At 70.3% G+C, this 15111-nt stretch carries 15 protein-coding genes and 1 pseudogene; 7 read left to right on the top strand and 9 right to left on the bottom strand.

The features are described from left to right. Nucleotides 1-11: 11 nt before the first annotated feature. The 7 genes from BS80_RS22935 to BS80_RS43600 all read right to left on the bottom strand — a co-directional run bounded on the left by BS80_RS22935 (nucleotide 12) and on the right by BS80_RS43600 (nucleotide 4888). Nucleotides 12-461, bottom strand: a complete 450-nt coding sequence (locus BS80_RS22935; protein ID WP_157536506.1) for a hypothetical protein — start codon at nucleotides 459-461, stop codon at nucleotides 12-14. Nucleotides 462-518: 57 nt separating this feature from the next. Next, entirely contained in the window at nucleotides 519-863 is a 345-nt protein-coding gene (locus BS80_RS22930; protein WP_232246578.1) for an HIT domain-containing protein, read from the bottom strand. Between the two features lie 136 nt (nucleotides 864-999). Beyond that, entirely contained in the window at nucleotides 1000-1617 is a 618-nt protein-coding gene (locus BS80_RS22925) for an aminoglycoside phosphotransferase family protein (RefSeq protein WP_232246577.1), read from the bottom strand. Nucleotides 1618-1831: 214 nt separating this feature from the next. Further along, nucleotides 1832-2683, bottom strand: a complete 852-nt coding sequence (locus tag BS80_RS22920; RefSeq protein ID WP_035800163.1) for a phosphotransferase family protein — start codon at nucleotides 2681-2683, stop codon at nucleotides 1832-1834. After that, nucleotides 2667-3563, bottom strand: coding sequence for an aldo/keto reductase (locus BS80_RS22915; protein ID WP_035800160.1), 897 nt, complete (start codon nucleotides 3561-3563; stop codon nucleotides 2667-2669). The genes BS80_RS22920 and BS80_RS22915 overlap by 17 nt, the downstream gene beginning before the upstream one ends. Then, nucleotides 3560-4747 carry a cupin domain-containing protein gene (locus tag BS80_RS22910; RefSeq protein WP_035800157.1) on the bottom strand — a complete coding sequence of 396 codons (1188 nt, stop codon included), beginning with the start codon at nucleotides 4745-4747 and terminating at the stop codon, nucleotides 3560-3562. The genes BS80_RS22915 and BS80_RS22910 overlap by 4 nt, the downstream gene beginning before the upstream one ends. A gap of 9 nt (nucleotides 4748-4756) precedes the next feature. Beyond that, nucleotides 4757-4888 (bottom strand): hypothetical protein, encoded by a 132-nt coding sequence (locus BS80_RS43600; RefSeq protein WP_269676112.1) that lies wholly within the window; start codon nucleotides 4886-4888, stop codon nucleotides 4757-4759. 143 nt (nucleotides 4889-5031) lie between these two features. Between BS80_RS43600 and BS80_RS44135 the strand changes: the two are divergent. The 3 genes and pseudogenes from BS80_RS44135 to BS80_RS22900 form a co-directional block, all read left to right on the top strand. Next, nucleotides 5032-5235: pseudogene (locus tag BS80_RS44135) on the top strand (helix-turn-helix transcriptional regulator); the annotation flags it as partial. 162 nt (nucleotides 5236-5397) lie between these two features. Next, nucleotides 5398-6453, top strand: coding sequence for a DNA-binding protein (locus tag BS80_RS39590; protein ID WP_232246576.1), 1056 nt, complete (start codon nucleotides 5398-5400; stop codon nucleotides 6451-6453). 39 nt (nucleotides 6454-6492) lie between these two features. Further along, a complete protein-coding gene (locus BS80_RS22900; protein WP_035800156.1) occupies nucleotides 6493-7176 on the top strand; it encodes a RibD family protein in 684 nt (227 codons plus the stop codon). 92 nt (nucleotides 7177-7268) lie between these two features. On the opposite strand, the gene BS80_RS22895 is transcribed toward BS80_RS22900, so the two are convergent. Beyond that, the gene (locus BS80_RS22895; protein ID WP_232246575.1) at nucleotides 7269-7994 is read right to left on the bottom strand and encodes a 5-formyltetrahydrofolate cyclo-ligase; all 726 of its coding nucleotides are present in this window, start codon (nucleotides 7992-7994) and stop codon (nucleotides 7269-7271) included. Nucleotides 7995-8014: 20 nt separating this feature from the next. Then, nucleotides 8015-9151: a helix-turn-helix domain-containing protein gene (locus tag BS80_RS22890; RefSeq protein ID WP_035800153.1), complete on the bottom strand. Its 1137-nt coding sequence runs from the start codon at nucleotides 9149-9151 to the stop codon at nucleotides 8015-8017. A gap of 570 nt (nucleotides 9152-9721) precedes the next feature. On the opposite strand from BS80_RS22890, the gene BS80_RS22885 reads away from it, so the two are divergent. From BS80_RS22885 to BS80_RS22870, 4 genes are all read left to right on the top strand, one after another. Continuing rightward, on the top strand, nucleotides 9722-10519 hold the full coding sequence (locus BS80_RS22885; RefSeq protein ID WP_051966936.1) for a hypothetical protein: 798 nt from the start codon (nucleotides 9722-9724) through the stop codon (nucleotides 10517-10519). A 70-nt stretch (nucleotides 10520-10589) separates the two neighbouring features. Then, complete coding sequence (locus BS80_RS22880; RefSeq protein ID WP_035800151.1) at nucleotides 10590-12083, top strand: amino acid permease; 1494 nt, start codon at nucleotides 10590-10592, stop codon at nucleotides 12081-12083. An 8-nt stretch (nucleotides 12084-12091) separates the two neighbouring features. Beyond that, nucleotides 12092-13492 (top strand): glutamine synthetase family protein, encoded by a 1401-nt coding sequence (locus BS80_RS22875; RefSeq protein WP_051966935.1) that lies wholly within the window; start codon nucleotides 12092-12094, stop codon nucleotides 13490-13492. Nucleotides 13493-13579: 87 nt separating this feature from the next. Further along, complete coding sequence (locus BS80_RS22870; protein ID WP_035800149.1) at nucleotides 13580-15109, top strand: Mur ligase domain-containing protein; 1530 nt, start codon at nucleotides 13580-13582, stop codon at nucleotides 15107-15109. Nucleotides 15110-15111 lie beyond the last annotated feature (2 nt).

The following is a 15111-nucleotide window of genomic DNA, read 5'->3' as shown; positions in this document are numbered from 1 at the left end:
TACCCGGCAGATCACCAAGTGCGCCGGTGCACTCCCAGCGACCGTCGCATCACGGCCACCAGGTGCTTCTGCGCCCGATCAAGCCCGTCCGCATATTCCTGGAACTCCGATTGGCCAAGCTGCGGGCCGGCCGGTCCGGCGTCCCGCCGGACACGCTCCAGGAACGACGCAAAGGACCGGCCGAAACGGTCCGCCTCGACCGCCACCGGCGCAGGGGCAAGCAGGCCCACTCGCACCAGAGCCACGTCCCACCCGGCAAGATCGTCACTCCACGCAGAGCCCTGATCGGGGGCCTGCCTGATCGCCCCCATCAACCGGGCATATCTGCTCAGGAGTTCCTGGTAGGCAGCCAGCTGCAGGTCGGCCGCACTGCGATGCCCGCGACGCCCTCGATCGAGCCAACTGTGGGCGAGTACTCCGAGGATCACCGCTCCCGCTCCGGCGAGAGTCGTGATCACCACGTCCGATAACCCCACTGCGCTCCTCCCGTATAAGCGGTTGCCCGCAGGACCTGACGGTCACGCCAGCCCCTCGGGCAGCTCGCCCCTGTAGAGAACGTGCCAGTGCAGGTGCTTCGACTCTTGGTACCCGCCTTCGTTGGTCACCACGCACGCCGCCCCGTGCTCCTCACGGACACTCGCCGCGACCCTGCGAACCACTCGCAGGACGTCCAACAGCAGTTCTTCGCCACCCGCGCCGAGGTCCACGAGGGATGGGGTGTGCAGTTTCGGGACCACCACGATGTGGACCGGGTAGCTGGGCCGAGTGTGTTTGAAGGCCAGCACCGTTTCTGTCTCGTGGACTCTCTCGACTGGCGTGTTGCCAGACAGCGCCTCGTCGCAGTAGAAGTCCAAGCGAACCACCTCCGTGCCTACGGTAACTATCGGACAAGTTCCATGGTTTCGTCCTGGGGTAGCCATCTACCGGGCCTGCGCCGTACAGGTGCTGGGACTGGGGCTGGTCAAGCGCATGCTCGATGGGCTCCTGGAGGACCGAAACTCAGCCACCGAGTTCGGGTGCAGCGCCTTGGGGTGGAGCGACCCCGGTCAGTTCGCGGGCGCGGTCGGCGAGCGGACCAGCGAGGTTTTGATACCAGCCTCTGGCGACGGCCTGGAGCATCTCAGCGAGAGCGGTTAGCTCGCCGATACGTCCGGCCGGGGTGGCGAGGACTGCGGCGAAGTCCTGCCGGATTCGGGCGGCAACGGCTGGGACCCGGAGGCTGTTGGCGTGGAGCATTCCGGCGTCGAAGCCGATCGGAACCAGACCCCAGCGCTCCCAGTCGAGGATGGTCAAGGCGGGGCCGTTGAGGTTGGCCCAGTGGAAGTCGCCGTGGCCGGTGACCCGCTCGACTGTCCGAGGAGCCGGGACACCGAGGTACTGGGGGAAGGCGCGCTCGATCCATGCGTCACGGACAGTGGTCCGCATGCCCTGAGCGGTGGCCAGGCTCTCGACTGCGCTCCGGAGGCTGCGCCACCAGGAGTCGGGCAGGCCGGGATCGGTGGCCAGGTCGGGCTGGTCGGAGACCACCGGGTCAGTGACGTAGTCGAGGAGGTCTGCCTGGTACCCGTGCCCGCCTCCCGTCCAGTCGAGTACACCGCGGAGCCGGGGTCGGGGCACGTCCTCGGGAACGAGGGCATCAGCGCCAGCAATTCCGTGGCCTTGCTGGCGAGTGCTGCTCAGGGAGGTGGAGGCGACACGAAGCCAGAACGTGCCGGCGCGGCGTCCGATGGTGCTGCCTGCGAAGCCCCAGGCGGGGCGTCCGGTGCAGATCACTCCCAGGTGTGCGGCTGCAGTGGCGTGCGCGTCTTCCATGCGAGCGCGCGTGGGTCCGTCAGGTAGCTGCATGGATTGTGCTCCTGAGCGTTGCCAGATGCTCGCGGAGGGGAGTCTCCAGGTCGAGGTGGTCTCCGCGGGTGGTGGACTGTAGCAATTCGGTGATCACCACGAGTTGAGCGAAGCGGCCACTTTCCGAGTCCAGTGTGCGGCTGAAACGGTGGCGGATCTCGGCGGCCGTTCCGGGGACCAGCAGACTGTAAGCGTGGAGGAGGGCGACGTCGTAGCCGGCGGGCGCGATACCCCAGCCTTCCCAGTCGAGGATCGCGAGCTTGGGGGAGGTGAGGTTGGCCCAGTGCAGATCGCCGTGGACGGTACTCCAGACCGGGACTCTGGTGTCGACCGGGAATCCGAGGAACTGCGGCATCGCCCGGTCCAGGTACTGCTGGCGAACCGCGACGCGGTTGGTCGGGACCTCGGAGATGGAGTCGAGCGCTGCACCGAGCTCCTCCCACCATGCGTCGCCCAGGTCGGGTGCCTTCCGCAGCACCGGCTCGGACGGCGCGATGACCGGGGCGTCGACACGTTCGTACAGCTCGGCGAGGTAGCCGTGGCCGGTGTCCGTCCAGGTCCGCCGCTCGCGCAGCCGAGGGCGAGGAACCGCTGAAGGCATGCTCCGCTCTGCCTCCAGCGGCCCCTCCCAGAGCTTGCCTCCAGCCTTGGCCTCCGGGGCCGCCACCAGCCGCAGCCAAGCGTCGCCGGCGGCGGAGGTCACCGGACCGCTGAGGGTGCGGCCTTGCCAGCCCCACGTCTCGCGGCCCTCAGCCGGTGCCACGTTCAGCATCGCGGCAGCGGCCGCATGCATCTCGCGCATCCGGTCGGCGACGGCGGGCTCAGGTTCCGAGTACATCGACGACCCTTCGCAGAACGTCCGGCGGCAGCGGCAGCCTGCCGACGGCGGCGGCGGCCTGTGCCCAGTGTTCCGTGTTGTTGGTCGACAGCAGTACTCGGTTCACTCCTGGGGCGGACGCGGCGACTGCCAGCGCGGCCTGGGCCGTGCCAGCTCCGGGCCAGATCAGGGCGGCCAGGTCTGGGTGGATCATGTCCGGGACCTCGCCACCGTGGAGCGGAGCTGAGGCGAACACCTGGATTCCCGCCTCCTCGGCGTCGACCAGGACCCCGTACCCGTCGAGTGCTTGCGCGATAGGCGCGAGGTGGACCACCGACACGGGCAGTTGCACCGCTCGAAAGCGGTGCTGCCGGCCGCCGGCCCTGGTGGCGGTTTCGAGCAGCGCCGGCAGGTCAAAGGTCTTCCTGGCGAACCCCGTCCACGTGGAGATCCCGTAGCCGGGGATGCCGTGCTGATCGCATGCCGCTTCGAGGGTGGCGAACGCCTGGTAGAGCCGATCACCGAGGTCCGTATCCGCGAGGCCGTGCTCGGGATTGTGGAGGAAGACCAGGTCGGGAGCGCGCCCGAGCGCGTGCCGGCTACGGGCGACCTGCCAAGCAATGTAGGCCGAAGAGAGGGAGTGCCCGCGCTCGGCTTCTTCGGCGGACAGGGCTCCCGCGCGGACGCCGTCGTGCATGGCGCCCGCCGGGATGTAGCCGACCTTCGTGGAGACCTTGAGGGCCGGCCACTCCGAGAGGGCGGTGGAGAGCAACGTCTCCGCACGGCCACCCGCGTAGTTCGGGGCGGTGTCCACCCAGGCTGCACCCTGTGCCGCAGCCATCCGTACGGCAGCGGCAACGTCGCGGCACCGATAGGTTCCGAGCGCCAGTTCGACAGTCATGCCCTCCCGCCGATCACTACGGCCTGGCCGTCGACGAGCTCGGCCACGACGCCGGCGGCCTGCTCGATGCTGATTCCTGCGGCCTGGGCGAGATCGCCGAGCCTGTGCCGAGAACGGTCGGCGAGCAGCGCGAGCATCGGCTGGGCTCGCGACGAGAAGGTCCATTCCTCGCCGCCTGCGGTCAGCCGCGTTCCTCCGTCGGGCGCGGTGGACAGTACGTGGCGCGTGGTCACCAGGTGCACGAGGAGTTCGGGGTCCGCGGGCGCAGCAGCGACGTGCGGCAGCGACGGTGCGAGCCTCGCACGCTCGTTGGCGTCTCGCGCCTCGGTGAACCGCGCGAGCAGATCGTCGCTCGCCAGCTCCGCCGCGATGAGCTTGCCGATGCTGCCGAGGAACGCACGCTGCTCGTCGGGCGTGCCGAAGCGCGGCACGTCCGCCCGGACGGCTTCGTCGGCCCGAAGGATCTCCGACAGCCAGGAGATCAGGTCGGCGCCCGTGGTGCTCTGAAGTCCGCAGGTGACGTGGAGTGAGTGCTGGCCCTCCGAGGCTGCGACTGCATGCCACCAGCCTCGGGGCAGGTACAGCACGTCGCCGGCGGTGAGCACCAGGTCCGCAATCGGCTCCTCTTCCGGTGGTTGCGGGACGTCGACATCCCGGTGCATCGGTGCGGCCCTGGTCGGCCCATAGATGCGCCAGCGCTTGGCACCATCGAGCTGGACGACCACGACGTCGTGGTCGTCCCAGTGGACTCCGAACCCCTCGGTACCGGTCCAGGACGCATACAGGTTGGCCTGAACGCCCGTGCGCAACCACTCCTCGAGCTGGCCTGCCAGGGCACCTACACCCGGGTGCAACTCATCGACGGCGTCGAGAACGAGCGTGGCCCCCTCGGCGAGTCGCTTGTGCAGGTCGGTCGGCTGGAGCTGATGCCAGACGGTGCTGCGGCGGGTGACGATGGGGCGGGAGTAGGTGTGGACGGGCAGTTGCTCACCGTTCGCTGCGAGGCGGAAGCGCGGAGCTTCCAGGCGGTGGTGGGTCAGGATGCCGTTGAGGTCGTCCCAGCTCATCAGCCCTGCGAATGACGCGGCGTCGCCGCGTACGACCTTGAAGCTGCGGCCGAGCGTCTGGGCGAGGAAGTGTTCCCCGCCCAGACGCTCCGCCACCGAGAAGAGGTCGGTGGCCATGGTCAGCCGTCAGTCGTTGGTGTCGGTACGGCCGGTGGAGCCGCCGTCGGAGGGCTGCTCGTCGCGCGAGCGCGCCGCGGCGACCTTCGTCCGGGAGACGAGCAGGCCGTCGTCCTCGACGGCCATCGTGGTGTTCTCCATGCGTTTGGCCTCTCATCCTCGCTACGCCGGGCTTTCCGGCAAGCACCAGAGAACCGCTGCGCGCCGCGCACGAACAGAGCAGAATTGGTGCACTGATGGGGCATCCGTGCGGCAGACCAGCCGCTGACAAGGCAACTTGACGGATGAGAATTCCGCGCATCGAGGGGTGGGTGAGGGTGGTGCGGCGTGAGCGGTTCATCGCGCTTCGCGTGAAGTCGGGCTTCACCCAAGAGTCCTTGGCTGAGGCCATGGGCGTCGATCGCTCGACTGTTGGCCGATGGGAGCGAGGTGGAACCTCGCCACAGCCGTGGCAAATGGCGAAACTGGGCCGGCTGCTGGGCGTCGGCCGGGACGAACTCTCCACTGCCATAGGGTCCTCGTCAGCCACTCCGTCAACTGACGTGGCTACGGGCGGGAGCAGCCGAGCCGACCGGAATCAGCGCCCCAAAGGCGACTTGTTGCCCCCAGGATCCGCCGGCGCGACGGTCGGGGACGCCACGATGCCGCGTATGGACGGAGGCGTTCGGGTCGGCTGCCGGACAGCCGACGGGAAGATCATCTTCGTCACCATGCCGCGCCAGGCCCTGGCTCAGGGCGTATCCGCCATCTCCGGAGTGACGCGCCTGTCAGGGCTCGCGGTCCCCGAGGTCCGGGCGCAGCCGTCGACGCCCACGCTTGAGCTTCACCCCGTCGAGAGTCTGCGCTCGCTCCGTAGGTCTCTGGTCGAGTGCGACAACGTCCTCGGGCCGCGTGAGGTCGTCGCCACGGCGCAGGAGCACATCCAGCTCATTCAGCAGCTCCGACGGGACGCCGTCGGCCACGACAGGAAGGCTCTGCTGCAGGTACTCGCGGAGTACGCGGAGTTCTGCAGTTGGCTGCACCACGATGGGGGCGACCACCGCGCCGCCCAGTACTGGGCCGACCGCGCAACGGACTGGGCGAGCGCCTGCGGCGACCACGACCTGACCGCCTACATCACCGCCAGGAAGGCTCAACTGGCGGGCGACATGAAGGAGTCGGTCGACGCCGTCGACCTCGCCGACTACGCCCAGCGCCTGGCCCGCCCCGGCAGTCGGCTGAGCGCCATGGGCGCGGTCTACGGCGCACACGGGCACGCGCTCCTCGGCGACGAGCTGGCCGCCCAGCACACCTTCGACCGCGCTCTCGCGCTGCTCGCCGAACCTTCCGAGGCACCGATCGGTCGCGGCAGATGGCTCGATGCCGCGTACGTGGAAGCCCAGCGCGCCCGGTCGCTGTCGCTGCTCGGCCGCCATCACGAGGCAGTTGCGGGCTTCGAGCAAGCGATCCGCTCCCTGCCACCCAACTTCCGCCGCGACCGCGGCGTCTACCTCGCCCGCTCGGCCATCTCCCAGGTCGTCGCCAGCGGCCCCGAACAGGCAGCTGCGACCGGCGAGGCCGCGCTCGCCGTTGCTGTCACCACCGGCTCCGCCAGGATCTTCACCGAACTGGCCACACTCGACGGCCTGCTGCAACGATGCCGGGGCGCCACCGAGGTCGACCGGTTCCGCGATGCCCTCGACAGGCATCTCCTCCATGAAGTCTGATCACCAATGCGCCCAGCACCACCTAGAGATTGGACCACGATGTCCACCCGCCCCTTCGTCCTGCTTAGCGTCGCCACCTCCGTCGACGGCCACATCGACGACACCACGCCCGACCGTCTCCTGCTGTCGAACCCGGCCGACTTCGACCGAGTCGACCAGGTCCGGGCCGACTCCGACGCCATCCTCATCGGAGGCAACACCCTACGCAGCGACAACCCCCGGCTGCTCGTGAACAGCGAGGAGCGCCGCGCCGCCCGCGTCGCCGCCGGCAAGCCCGAGTACCCGCTCAAGGTGACGATCAGCGCCAGCGGCGACCTGAGCCGTGACCTCAAGTTCTGGCACTTCGGTGGCGAGAAGGTCGTCTACACCACCGACTCCGCCGCTGCCAAGCTCCGCGAAGAACTCGACGGCCTGGCCGATGTCGTCAGCACCGGTGACAGCGTCGACTTCGGACTGCTGCTCGACGACCTCGCTGCCCGCGGCGTCGAACGCCTCATGGTCGAGGGTGGCGGCCAGATTCACACCCAGTTCCTCTCCCAGGGCCTGGCCGACGAGATTCAGCTCGCCATCGCGCCGCTCGTCGTCGGCGATGCTGCCGCACCCCGCTTCCTCCACCCCGCGACCTACCCCGGTGGAAGCACCCGCCGAATGCGCCTGCTCGGCACGGAGGCGGTCGGCGATGTGGTCCTCCTGCGCTACGCCCCCAAGGCGGAGTCGGCCTGAGCAGGCCGGGTCGGCGGTCAGCAGAGTCATTTGCTGGCCACCGGCCCGCCGGCTCCGATCACCTTGGCGCTCGCGCAGTCACTGCGCGCAGTTCAGCTGCGTGCTGCTCGGCGCTTGGCGAGAGCCGGAATCGCAGCGATCTTCTCCTCCGAGAGGTCGTCCCACCGGATCCGGGCGGCCGTGCGCGGCCCGGGGCATGCGATCACCTCTTCAGGTGTCACGATCAGGTCCACTCTGACGTCGTGAGCCAGCGTCGGCACCGCGTCCACCACCTGGAGGCGGTGCACGGTGGTGACGATCACCGTCCTCTCACTGATCAGCCCTGCCTCGGTCAGGAGAGCGGCCTCGATGTCCGAGTATCCGGCGCCTTTGCCGATCCGCGCTCCAGTCGGGTCGACAGCCACGCTCCCCAGAACCACGATGTCGACCGGTGCCAGCTCGTCGACGTCCACGGCGTTGGTGAGCGTCGGCACCTTCCCGCGGTTCGCCGCCACTGCGGGGGGAACACTGAGGCGCGCGGGGTCCAGGACATAGAACGGCGCCTCTGCCGCCAGCCGGGGAACGGCCATGTAGACCACCTTCCCCTGCTCCAGGGCGAGGGCTCGGACAGGCTCCTGCGCGGTGTCCGGCACCACCTTGACGATCTTGGCTGAGCGCCAGGCAGGCAGGTCGGCGAGGCGACGGGCCGCCGCGTCGGCACCGTGAAAGGCCGGGATCCTGCCATGCGCCGTATCGTCCTCGACCGCCGACGCGGCGTCCAGTGCCGCCCAGACGCGCTCGCGCAGTTCGGCCTTGTCTTGCTCCCGGCTCAACGTCACGGGTGCATCGTCTCCTTCGGTCAGGGCGCCGCCATCAAGGACAGCAGCCGGTCCTGGAGGTCCAGGACCTGGACCTCCCGTCGCCAGGGTTTCAGCTCCCTGGCAGCTGCGAACACCAGGTTCATCCCCCCGCCGCCCCGGGTCTGTTCGAGTTCGTCAACGGCTTGGTCCAGAACTTCGAGAGCGCCGTCGACCTGCCGCTGCCGGATGAGGGAGAGGGCCAGGTTTCCCAGCACGATCGTCCGTGACTTCTGCCTGCGACCCAGGCTCCTGGCGACGGCCTCCAGCTCGTCCTGTGCGCGGCGGAGCTGGCCGAGTTCGAGGTAGCACGAACCGGCGAGGCGACCTACCTGGTCCGGCGAGACGAGGTCAGTGGCGGGATCAGCGTCGAGGTAAGCCAGTTGGTCTTGGGCGAGGCCGATGCTCCGCTCGCATTCAGCGCGGTCACCCAGCATCGCGTGCGCCTCGCCGGCATGCAGGAGTGCCAGGCTCGCCAGTGCCGGGCTGACCGGTGCTGCTCGTCTCGCTGCCGCCTCGGCGAGCGCGAGACCGGTCGAGGCGTCCTTGGTGCCGTACAGGTCGACAAAGCTCGACCGAAGGAGAGCATGGCTCTCCAAGGCGGGGTCCTGCAGGCGTCGGGCAATCGCGGCGGCCTGGGAGTAGTACTTCCGGGCGCCGCCGTGGTCGCGTCGCTGGGAGGCATCCCACACCAGCTTCCCCATCAGGGTGCTCGTCTCGGCCTGGAGCGTCAGCACGTCCCGTTGCTGGGGGCCGGCTCGGAACTGACGGGCCAGGTGATCAAGACGGGCGAAGTGCTGACCGGCCTCGGCGAGCAGGGTGGATGAGGGGACTCGGTCGTACCGTCGTTCAAGGTCCAGGTACACGATGCGCAGTTCATCGGCCGACGATCCAGTGGGGCTGCTGGCCAGGGTCTCCGGCTGGCGGTCGTCCAGTCGCCCGTCGAAGAGGGCTTCGAGTTCCGCAGCAGTTCGTCTGACCGTCCTGGCGAGCAGCGGAATCTGCCACGGTTGCGGGGTCGACTTGCCGGCTTCCCACCGGTGCACCGTTGAGCGGTCGACGTTGAGCCGCTCAGCGAGCTTGTCCTGGGTGAAGCCCGCTGCCCGGCGCCACTGGCCAAGCAGCCCGACCCGCTTCATCGTGCTCTCCCGAACTTTGAGTTCCAGAAAGGCCGCAGCTCACGGCCAGAGTTTCCGCATGGATGCCACCCGGTGCAACAAATCTGCCCTGTTGCACCGCCGTTGTCTGCTGTTCCGTATGACCTGCACGCAACATTGTCATCCCGTCTCGCCCCCGGCCGACGCGCAGGGGGCGAACGTACACTCCCGCAGCTCCCTCTCCTCCGACGGCACTGACAACCGCACAGTGTCCGGCCTAGGGGGCAGCCAAGCCACCCAACCTGCGTTTTCGCACACCTTTGAGGCATGTCCGTGCCTGTAGAGGCGGACGCGGAGCTGGCCATCAGGTCAGCATCCATGGTCCGCAGTGGGGGAACCGTCGCTCGATAGACCACGAAGGGGGAACAGGTCATGCCATCAGCGCCTACAGCTGCCGATCAGCTCGTGCAACACCCCGCCGGTCACGACGGTGAACTGCGCGCGGCGGTAGAGGAGCTGAGACAAGGGCAGTGGTGGTCGACACGCACGCTCCTGGCTCACTCTTGGGGCAATCCCGGTTTGTGGGCGTCGCGCACCCAGGTCCTTGGGGCGGTGGCCGGCCACAACGATGTCCTGCGTCACTGGGGCTCCGAGGAGCCCGCCGCGTTCGGCCTGACCACGCTGCACGCCCGTGTTGCCGTCGACCAGGCGCTGCTAGCCGGCCAGCGGCAGCCGGACTCACGGGACGCCATGGCGCTCGAAGGTGGTGCTCGGCAGTGGTGCTGGCTGGCAGCTTCGGTACTCGGGGGCGATCCCGTGCCGTGGCTCGGACTGCTCACCCTCGCGCAACTGGACCTCCGGCAGGCGCGGCCCGAACACAAGGTTCCGGCTCCGGACCAGATGCTCCCGCCCGGTCCGTGGGGGCTGTTCGACCAGGCCCGCCGGACCGACCCGTGGGGTCGGGAAGCGTTCCACCGGATGCTCCGCTTCTGGCTGGCCCGTAATGAGGTTGGCCCGGCGACCGAGTTCCTGGCCACCTACCTGCCCAGCGCCCCGGGCGGCTCCGCCCTCCACGCGCTGCCGCTGTACCTGTACGTCGACCGCTTCCGCCGCGCCGAGCGCAAGGAGGCGATCCAGCTGCAGTGGACGGACGACGAGACGGTCCGCGACACGGTGCTGCGTGCCTTCGGGCACTGGCGGGCCGCGCTCGCGCAGGGAGTGCGATGGCCGGTGGTGGACGAGAGTCACCTCGCGCACGCGCTCTGGGCGAGTCGCCAACGCCCGCAGGCGGCCGAGGTCTTCTCCGAGATGGACCCGTTCATCTCCTTGCAGCCCTGGCAGAGCCTGGCGGACCGACCGGGCGACCTGCTGCGGCAGGCGATGAACCAGTCCTACGCCGTCGCCGGCTGACCGCCACCGACGAGCCTTCCGCCCGGCCCCGCACCGGGCCCGATCCCCCTCTTCCTCTGGAGGTTTCGCCATGTCCTGGCACCCGCGCACCGCGTCCGGACCCGAGGACCAACATCTTCGCTCTCTCGGCTACGAGCCCGAACTCGTCCGCAGGATGGGCGGGTTCGGCAACTTCGCGGTCAGCTTCTCCGTGATCAGCGTGCTCAGCGGCTGCATGACCCTGTTCGGGTTCGGGCTGGTGACGGGCGGCCCGGCCGTGATGATGTGGGGCTGGGTCGCCGTCGGCCTGGCCGTCCTGCTGGTCGGCGCGGCGCTCGCCGAGGTCACCAGCGCTTACCCCACCTCCGGTGGTCTCTACTACATGGCCCAGCGGCTCGGCGGTCCGCGGTGGGGCTGGACGACCGGCTGGTTGAACCTGCTTGGGCTGTTGGGCGGGATCGCCGGCATCGACTACGGCGCGGCGTCGTTCATCGCCGCGTTCGCCGGGCTGCAGTGGGGGGTCGTCCCGACGCCGAGCTTGATCCTGACGATCTTCGCGGGTGTCCTGGTGCTGCACGCCCTGCTGAACGTCGTCGGGGTCCGCGTCGTGAGCCTGCTCAACGCCGTCTCGGTGTGGTGGCACTTGCTGGGCGTCGCGCTGATCGTCGGCGTGCTCACCGTCGTCCCCTCCCACCACCAGTCCGTGGGCTGGGTGTTCACACACTTCGAGAACGGTACCGGCTGGACGAGCCCCATCTACGTCTCGGCGATCGGCCTGCTGCTGGGCGGCTACACGTTCTGCGGATACGACGCGAGCGCGCACCTGTCGGAGGAGACCAAGGACGCCAGGATCGCCGCGCCGCGCGGCATAGTCCGCTCGATCTGGGTCTCCCTGCTGGCGGGCACGGTGTTGTTGGCCGGTTTGTTGTTCGCCGTCCAGGACTACGCCGGCGCGTCTGCCGCCGCCGTGCCGCCCGCACAGATCTTCCAGGACGCGGTCGGGGCGACCGGAGCGAAGCTGCTGCTGCTCGTCGTGATCGGGGCCCAGCTGTTCTGCGGCAGTGCGGAGACCACCGCCGCGTCGCGCATGATCTATGCCTTCTCGCGGGACGGTGCGCTGCCCGGCTCGGCGACGTGGCGTCGGGTCTCGGCGGGCGGTGTGCCGGTGCCCGCGGTGTGGCTGGCGGTGTCGGTCGCCTTCGTCCTGGCTGTCCCGTCGCTCTGGTCTCCGGTCGCCTACGGCGCGGTGACGGCCGTGAACGTCATCGGGATGAGCCCCTCCTACATCATCCCCGTCTACCTGCGGCTGCGGCAGGGCGACAGGTTCGCCCCCGGGCCGTGGAACCTGGGCCGGTGGAGCAGGCCGATCGGGATCGCCGCCGTGGTGTGGGTGGTGATCCTGACGGTGCTGGTGTGCCTGCCGCAGCGCGCCCCCGTGACCGTCGAGACGTTCAACTACGCGCCCATCACCCTGGCCGTGGTCCTCGTGCTGGCGTGGGTGTGGTGGAAGCTGGCCGGCCAAAAGTTCTCTGTTCCGGTGGTAGCCGACCCGCACCTGGCCCGGGTCGAGGCGCAGATCGTATGAGGGCGACGATGCGGGCCGCTCGCTCCCGCGCGACCAAGCCCCCGGCCACGGCAGTGTCGCCGACCGGGCCGCTGGAGCAGTTGGTGTCCGCCTGCGGCCTGGAGACGGTGCTGCTGGCGACGGTCGACGCGCAGGGCCGGCTGAAGGGCAAGGAGTACGACGCTGCCCAGCTGGTGGAGCGGCTGCGGTCGGGGGCGCTGTCCCCGGAGATGTGCGCGTACGTGCTCGGCACCGACCTGGGCATGACCCCGGCGCAGACTGGTCCGTTCTCCTGGCAGTCCGGGTTCGGCGACGTCGCTGTGCTGCCGGACACCCGGCGGGCCCGGGTGGTGCCGTGGCTGCCGGGCACCGCGCTGGTGCTCGCCGAGCCGATCAGCGGCGGGTGGCCTCACCCGCTGGCTCCGGGCACGGTGCTGGCCGAGCAGCTGCACCGGCTCGCCGGGCTCGGCGTGGTGCCGGCGGTGGGGATCGAGACGGAGTTCGTGCTCTACGAGGGCACCGCCCGGGACGCGGCGGCCTCCGGCTGGAGGGGCCTTCGCCCCGCGGTGCGGGCCAACGGCGACTACGGTCTCGACAATCCGCCCGCGGTGCGGAAGTTCGGCCGCAGGCTCCGCCAGGTCCTGGCCACCGCTGGTATGCCGGTCGAGGCCGTCAAGGGCGAAGGTGCGCCCGGTCAGGTCGAGGTGACCTTCCCGTATGGGGAGGCGGTGCTGGCGTGCGAGCAGCACGTGCTGTTCAAGCACGCCGCCCGGACGGTCGCGGACGAAGCCGGTCTGACGGCGTCGTTCATGGCGGCCCCGTCCACCGGGGTCGGCAGCGGCCTGCACCTGCACGTGTCGCTGGCCGACTTCGACGACCGGCCGGTGCTGGCTGCCGACCCGGTGGACGGGACCGAGCTGTCGGAGCGGGGCGGGCAGGCGGTGGCCGGCCTGCTGGCCGTGCTGCCCGAGGTCGCCCCGCTCTGGGCGCCGTACGTGAACAGCTACAAGCGCCTGCATCCGCACTCCTTCGCGCCGGCCCGCCTCACGTGGGGCCGGGACAACCGGACGTGCGCGGTGCGGGTGGTCGGCCACGGCCGCAACCTGCGGCTGGAGGTGCGCCTGCCGGGTGCGGACGCCAATCCGCTGCTCGCCCTGGCGGCGGTGTTCGCCGGAATCCGGCACGGCATCGAGGCCGGCCTCAAGCCCCCGCCCGCCGTCAGCGGCGACGCCTACGAGCAGCGCGATGCGCCGCTGGTGCCGCAGTCGCTGGAGGAGGCCGTCGGCAGCTTCGAGGCCAGCTCCCTGGCCGGTGAGCTACTGGAGGAACCGGTGGTCGCGCACCTGGCCCGGATCGCCCGCATGGACCTGGACCACCACGCCCGTCAGGTCACCGACGCCGAGGTCGAGCGCGGTCTCGTCCAGGCATGAGCCCCGGGCCGGTCGCGGGTCGAATCCCCCTCCCCGCGCCCGGTCCGGACCCAACCCCCACACCACGCTTCCCCGTTGGAGAACACCATGGACACCACCACCCGACCCGAGACCGTGGTCGGAACCAATCCGCGGCCGTCCGTTCCCGGCCTGCTGACGGCCGTGCACCTGGTCGACGTCCTCGCCCCCGGCATGGAGGGCCTGGCCCGGTGGCTGGCCGAGGCCGGCGCCGACGTCACCGGCAGCATCCCCGAAGCCGCCAGGAACAGCCCCGTCGTCGCCGCGCTCGAAGCAGCGGGCGTGCGGGTCCACGTCGGCTTCGACGCCGGCCACGTGCGCACCGACCGCACAGCGGTGGTCTGGTCGGGTGTCGTCGCCGGGCCGCACCCCGAGCTGGACCGTGCCCAGGTGCTGCGGCTGCCGGTCATCGGACGTGCTGTCGCGCTCAAGGCCCTCTCGGTCCAGGCCGGTGCCGGGGCGGTGGCCGTGGCGGGCAGCCACAGCACCGCGACCGCGGCAGCGGCCCTGGCGCACGTCCTCGACGACGGGCGAACGGGCTGGATACTGACCGCCCCGGCTCGCGATGGTGCCGCCGGGCACGCGGGGGACGGCGGCCGGGTCGTCGTGGACCTGTGCCCGGACGCCGGCACCCACGAGGCCGCTCCGCCCGGTGCCTGGCAGCACCGCCCCGCCCCGCACTTCCTGCACAGCGAGCCGAGGTTCGCCGCCGCGCTGATCCTCGCCACCAGTGCCACCGCCCCGCACTTCGAGGACAACATCGCCGGCCTCAACGCCGCCGAAAGGCTCGGCCGCAGTGCAACCGTCGTCGTCCTGCCGACCTGGGACACCAGCACGGCGAACCTGCGCGAACGCCTCGGCGACCGTCCCGTGCCCGGCCAGCAGGTGGTCACCGTCGGCACCGACCCCGACTCCACCGTCTGGATCATGACACCGCGCTGGACCGGCCAGGACTTCCGCGTCGTCATGCGCTACCAAAACACGGACCACGCCTTCGTCCTCCCGGTGGCCGGACGCCACCACGCGCTCGCGGTGTGCGCGGCCATCGCCACCGCCCTGGTGCTCGGCGAGGACCCGCAGGCCGTCGCCGAGCGCGCCGCCTCCTTCCGCGGGGTGGAGCGCTCGCTCGCCACCCTCGGCTCGCACCGCGGCATCACGGTGGTCGACTCCCGGGCTCGGCACCCGCGCGAGGTCGCCCAGGACGTGGAGGCCGCCCGGATGCTCACCGAGGGCTCCCTGCTTGTGGTCCTGGAGCCGGACGGCATCGCCCGCACCAGCGCGCACGCGGCCGAACTCGGTGCCGCGCTCGAGGGTGTGGACCACGCGCTGCTGCTGCCGGTCAGCACTCCGCTGGTTCACCACGCCGTGCCCGACCCGCTGGACGCCGTCGAGCAGGCCGCCCGCAACGAGCTCGGCGACGGCAAGGTCCAGCAGGCCCGCACCGGCCCGTCCGAGCCCAGCCCCGAACAGCGCATCGGCGAGCTGGCCTCCGACGGCGACCTGGTCCTGGTCGTCGGCACCGGGCAGGCCGAGCGGCTCGGGGCCCGGCTGCTGTTCCACCTGGCAGCGCCGGGTGCGCCGATCCCGCAGCACCTGTGAAC

This window comes from Kitasatospora mediocidica KCTC 9733, assembly GCF_000744225.1.
GTDB classification, from domain to species: Bacteria; Actinomycetota; Actinomycetes; order Streptomycetales; family Streptomycetaceae; genus Kitasatospora; species Kitasatospora mediocidica.
The sequence above is the reverse complement of the archived record's forward strand: the minus strand, read 5'-3'. Positions and strand labels throughout refer to the sequence as shown.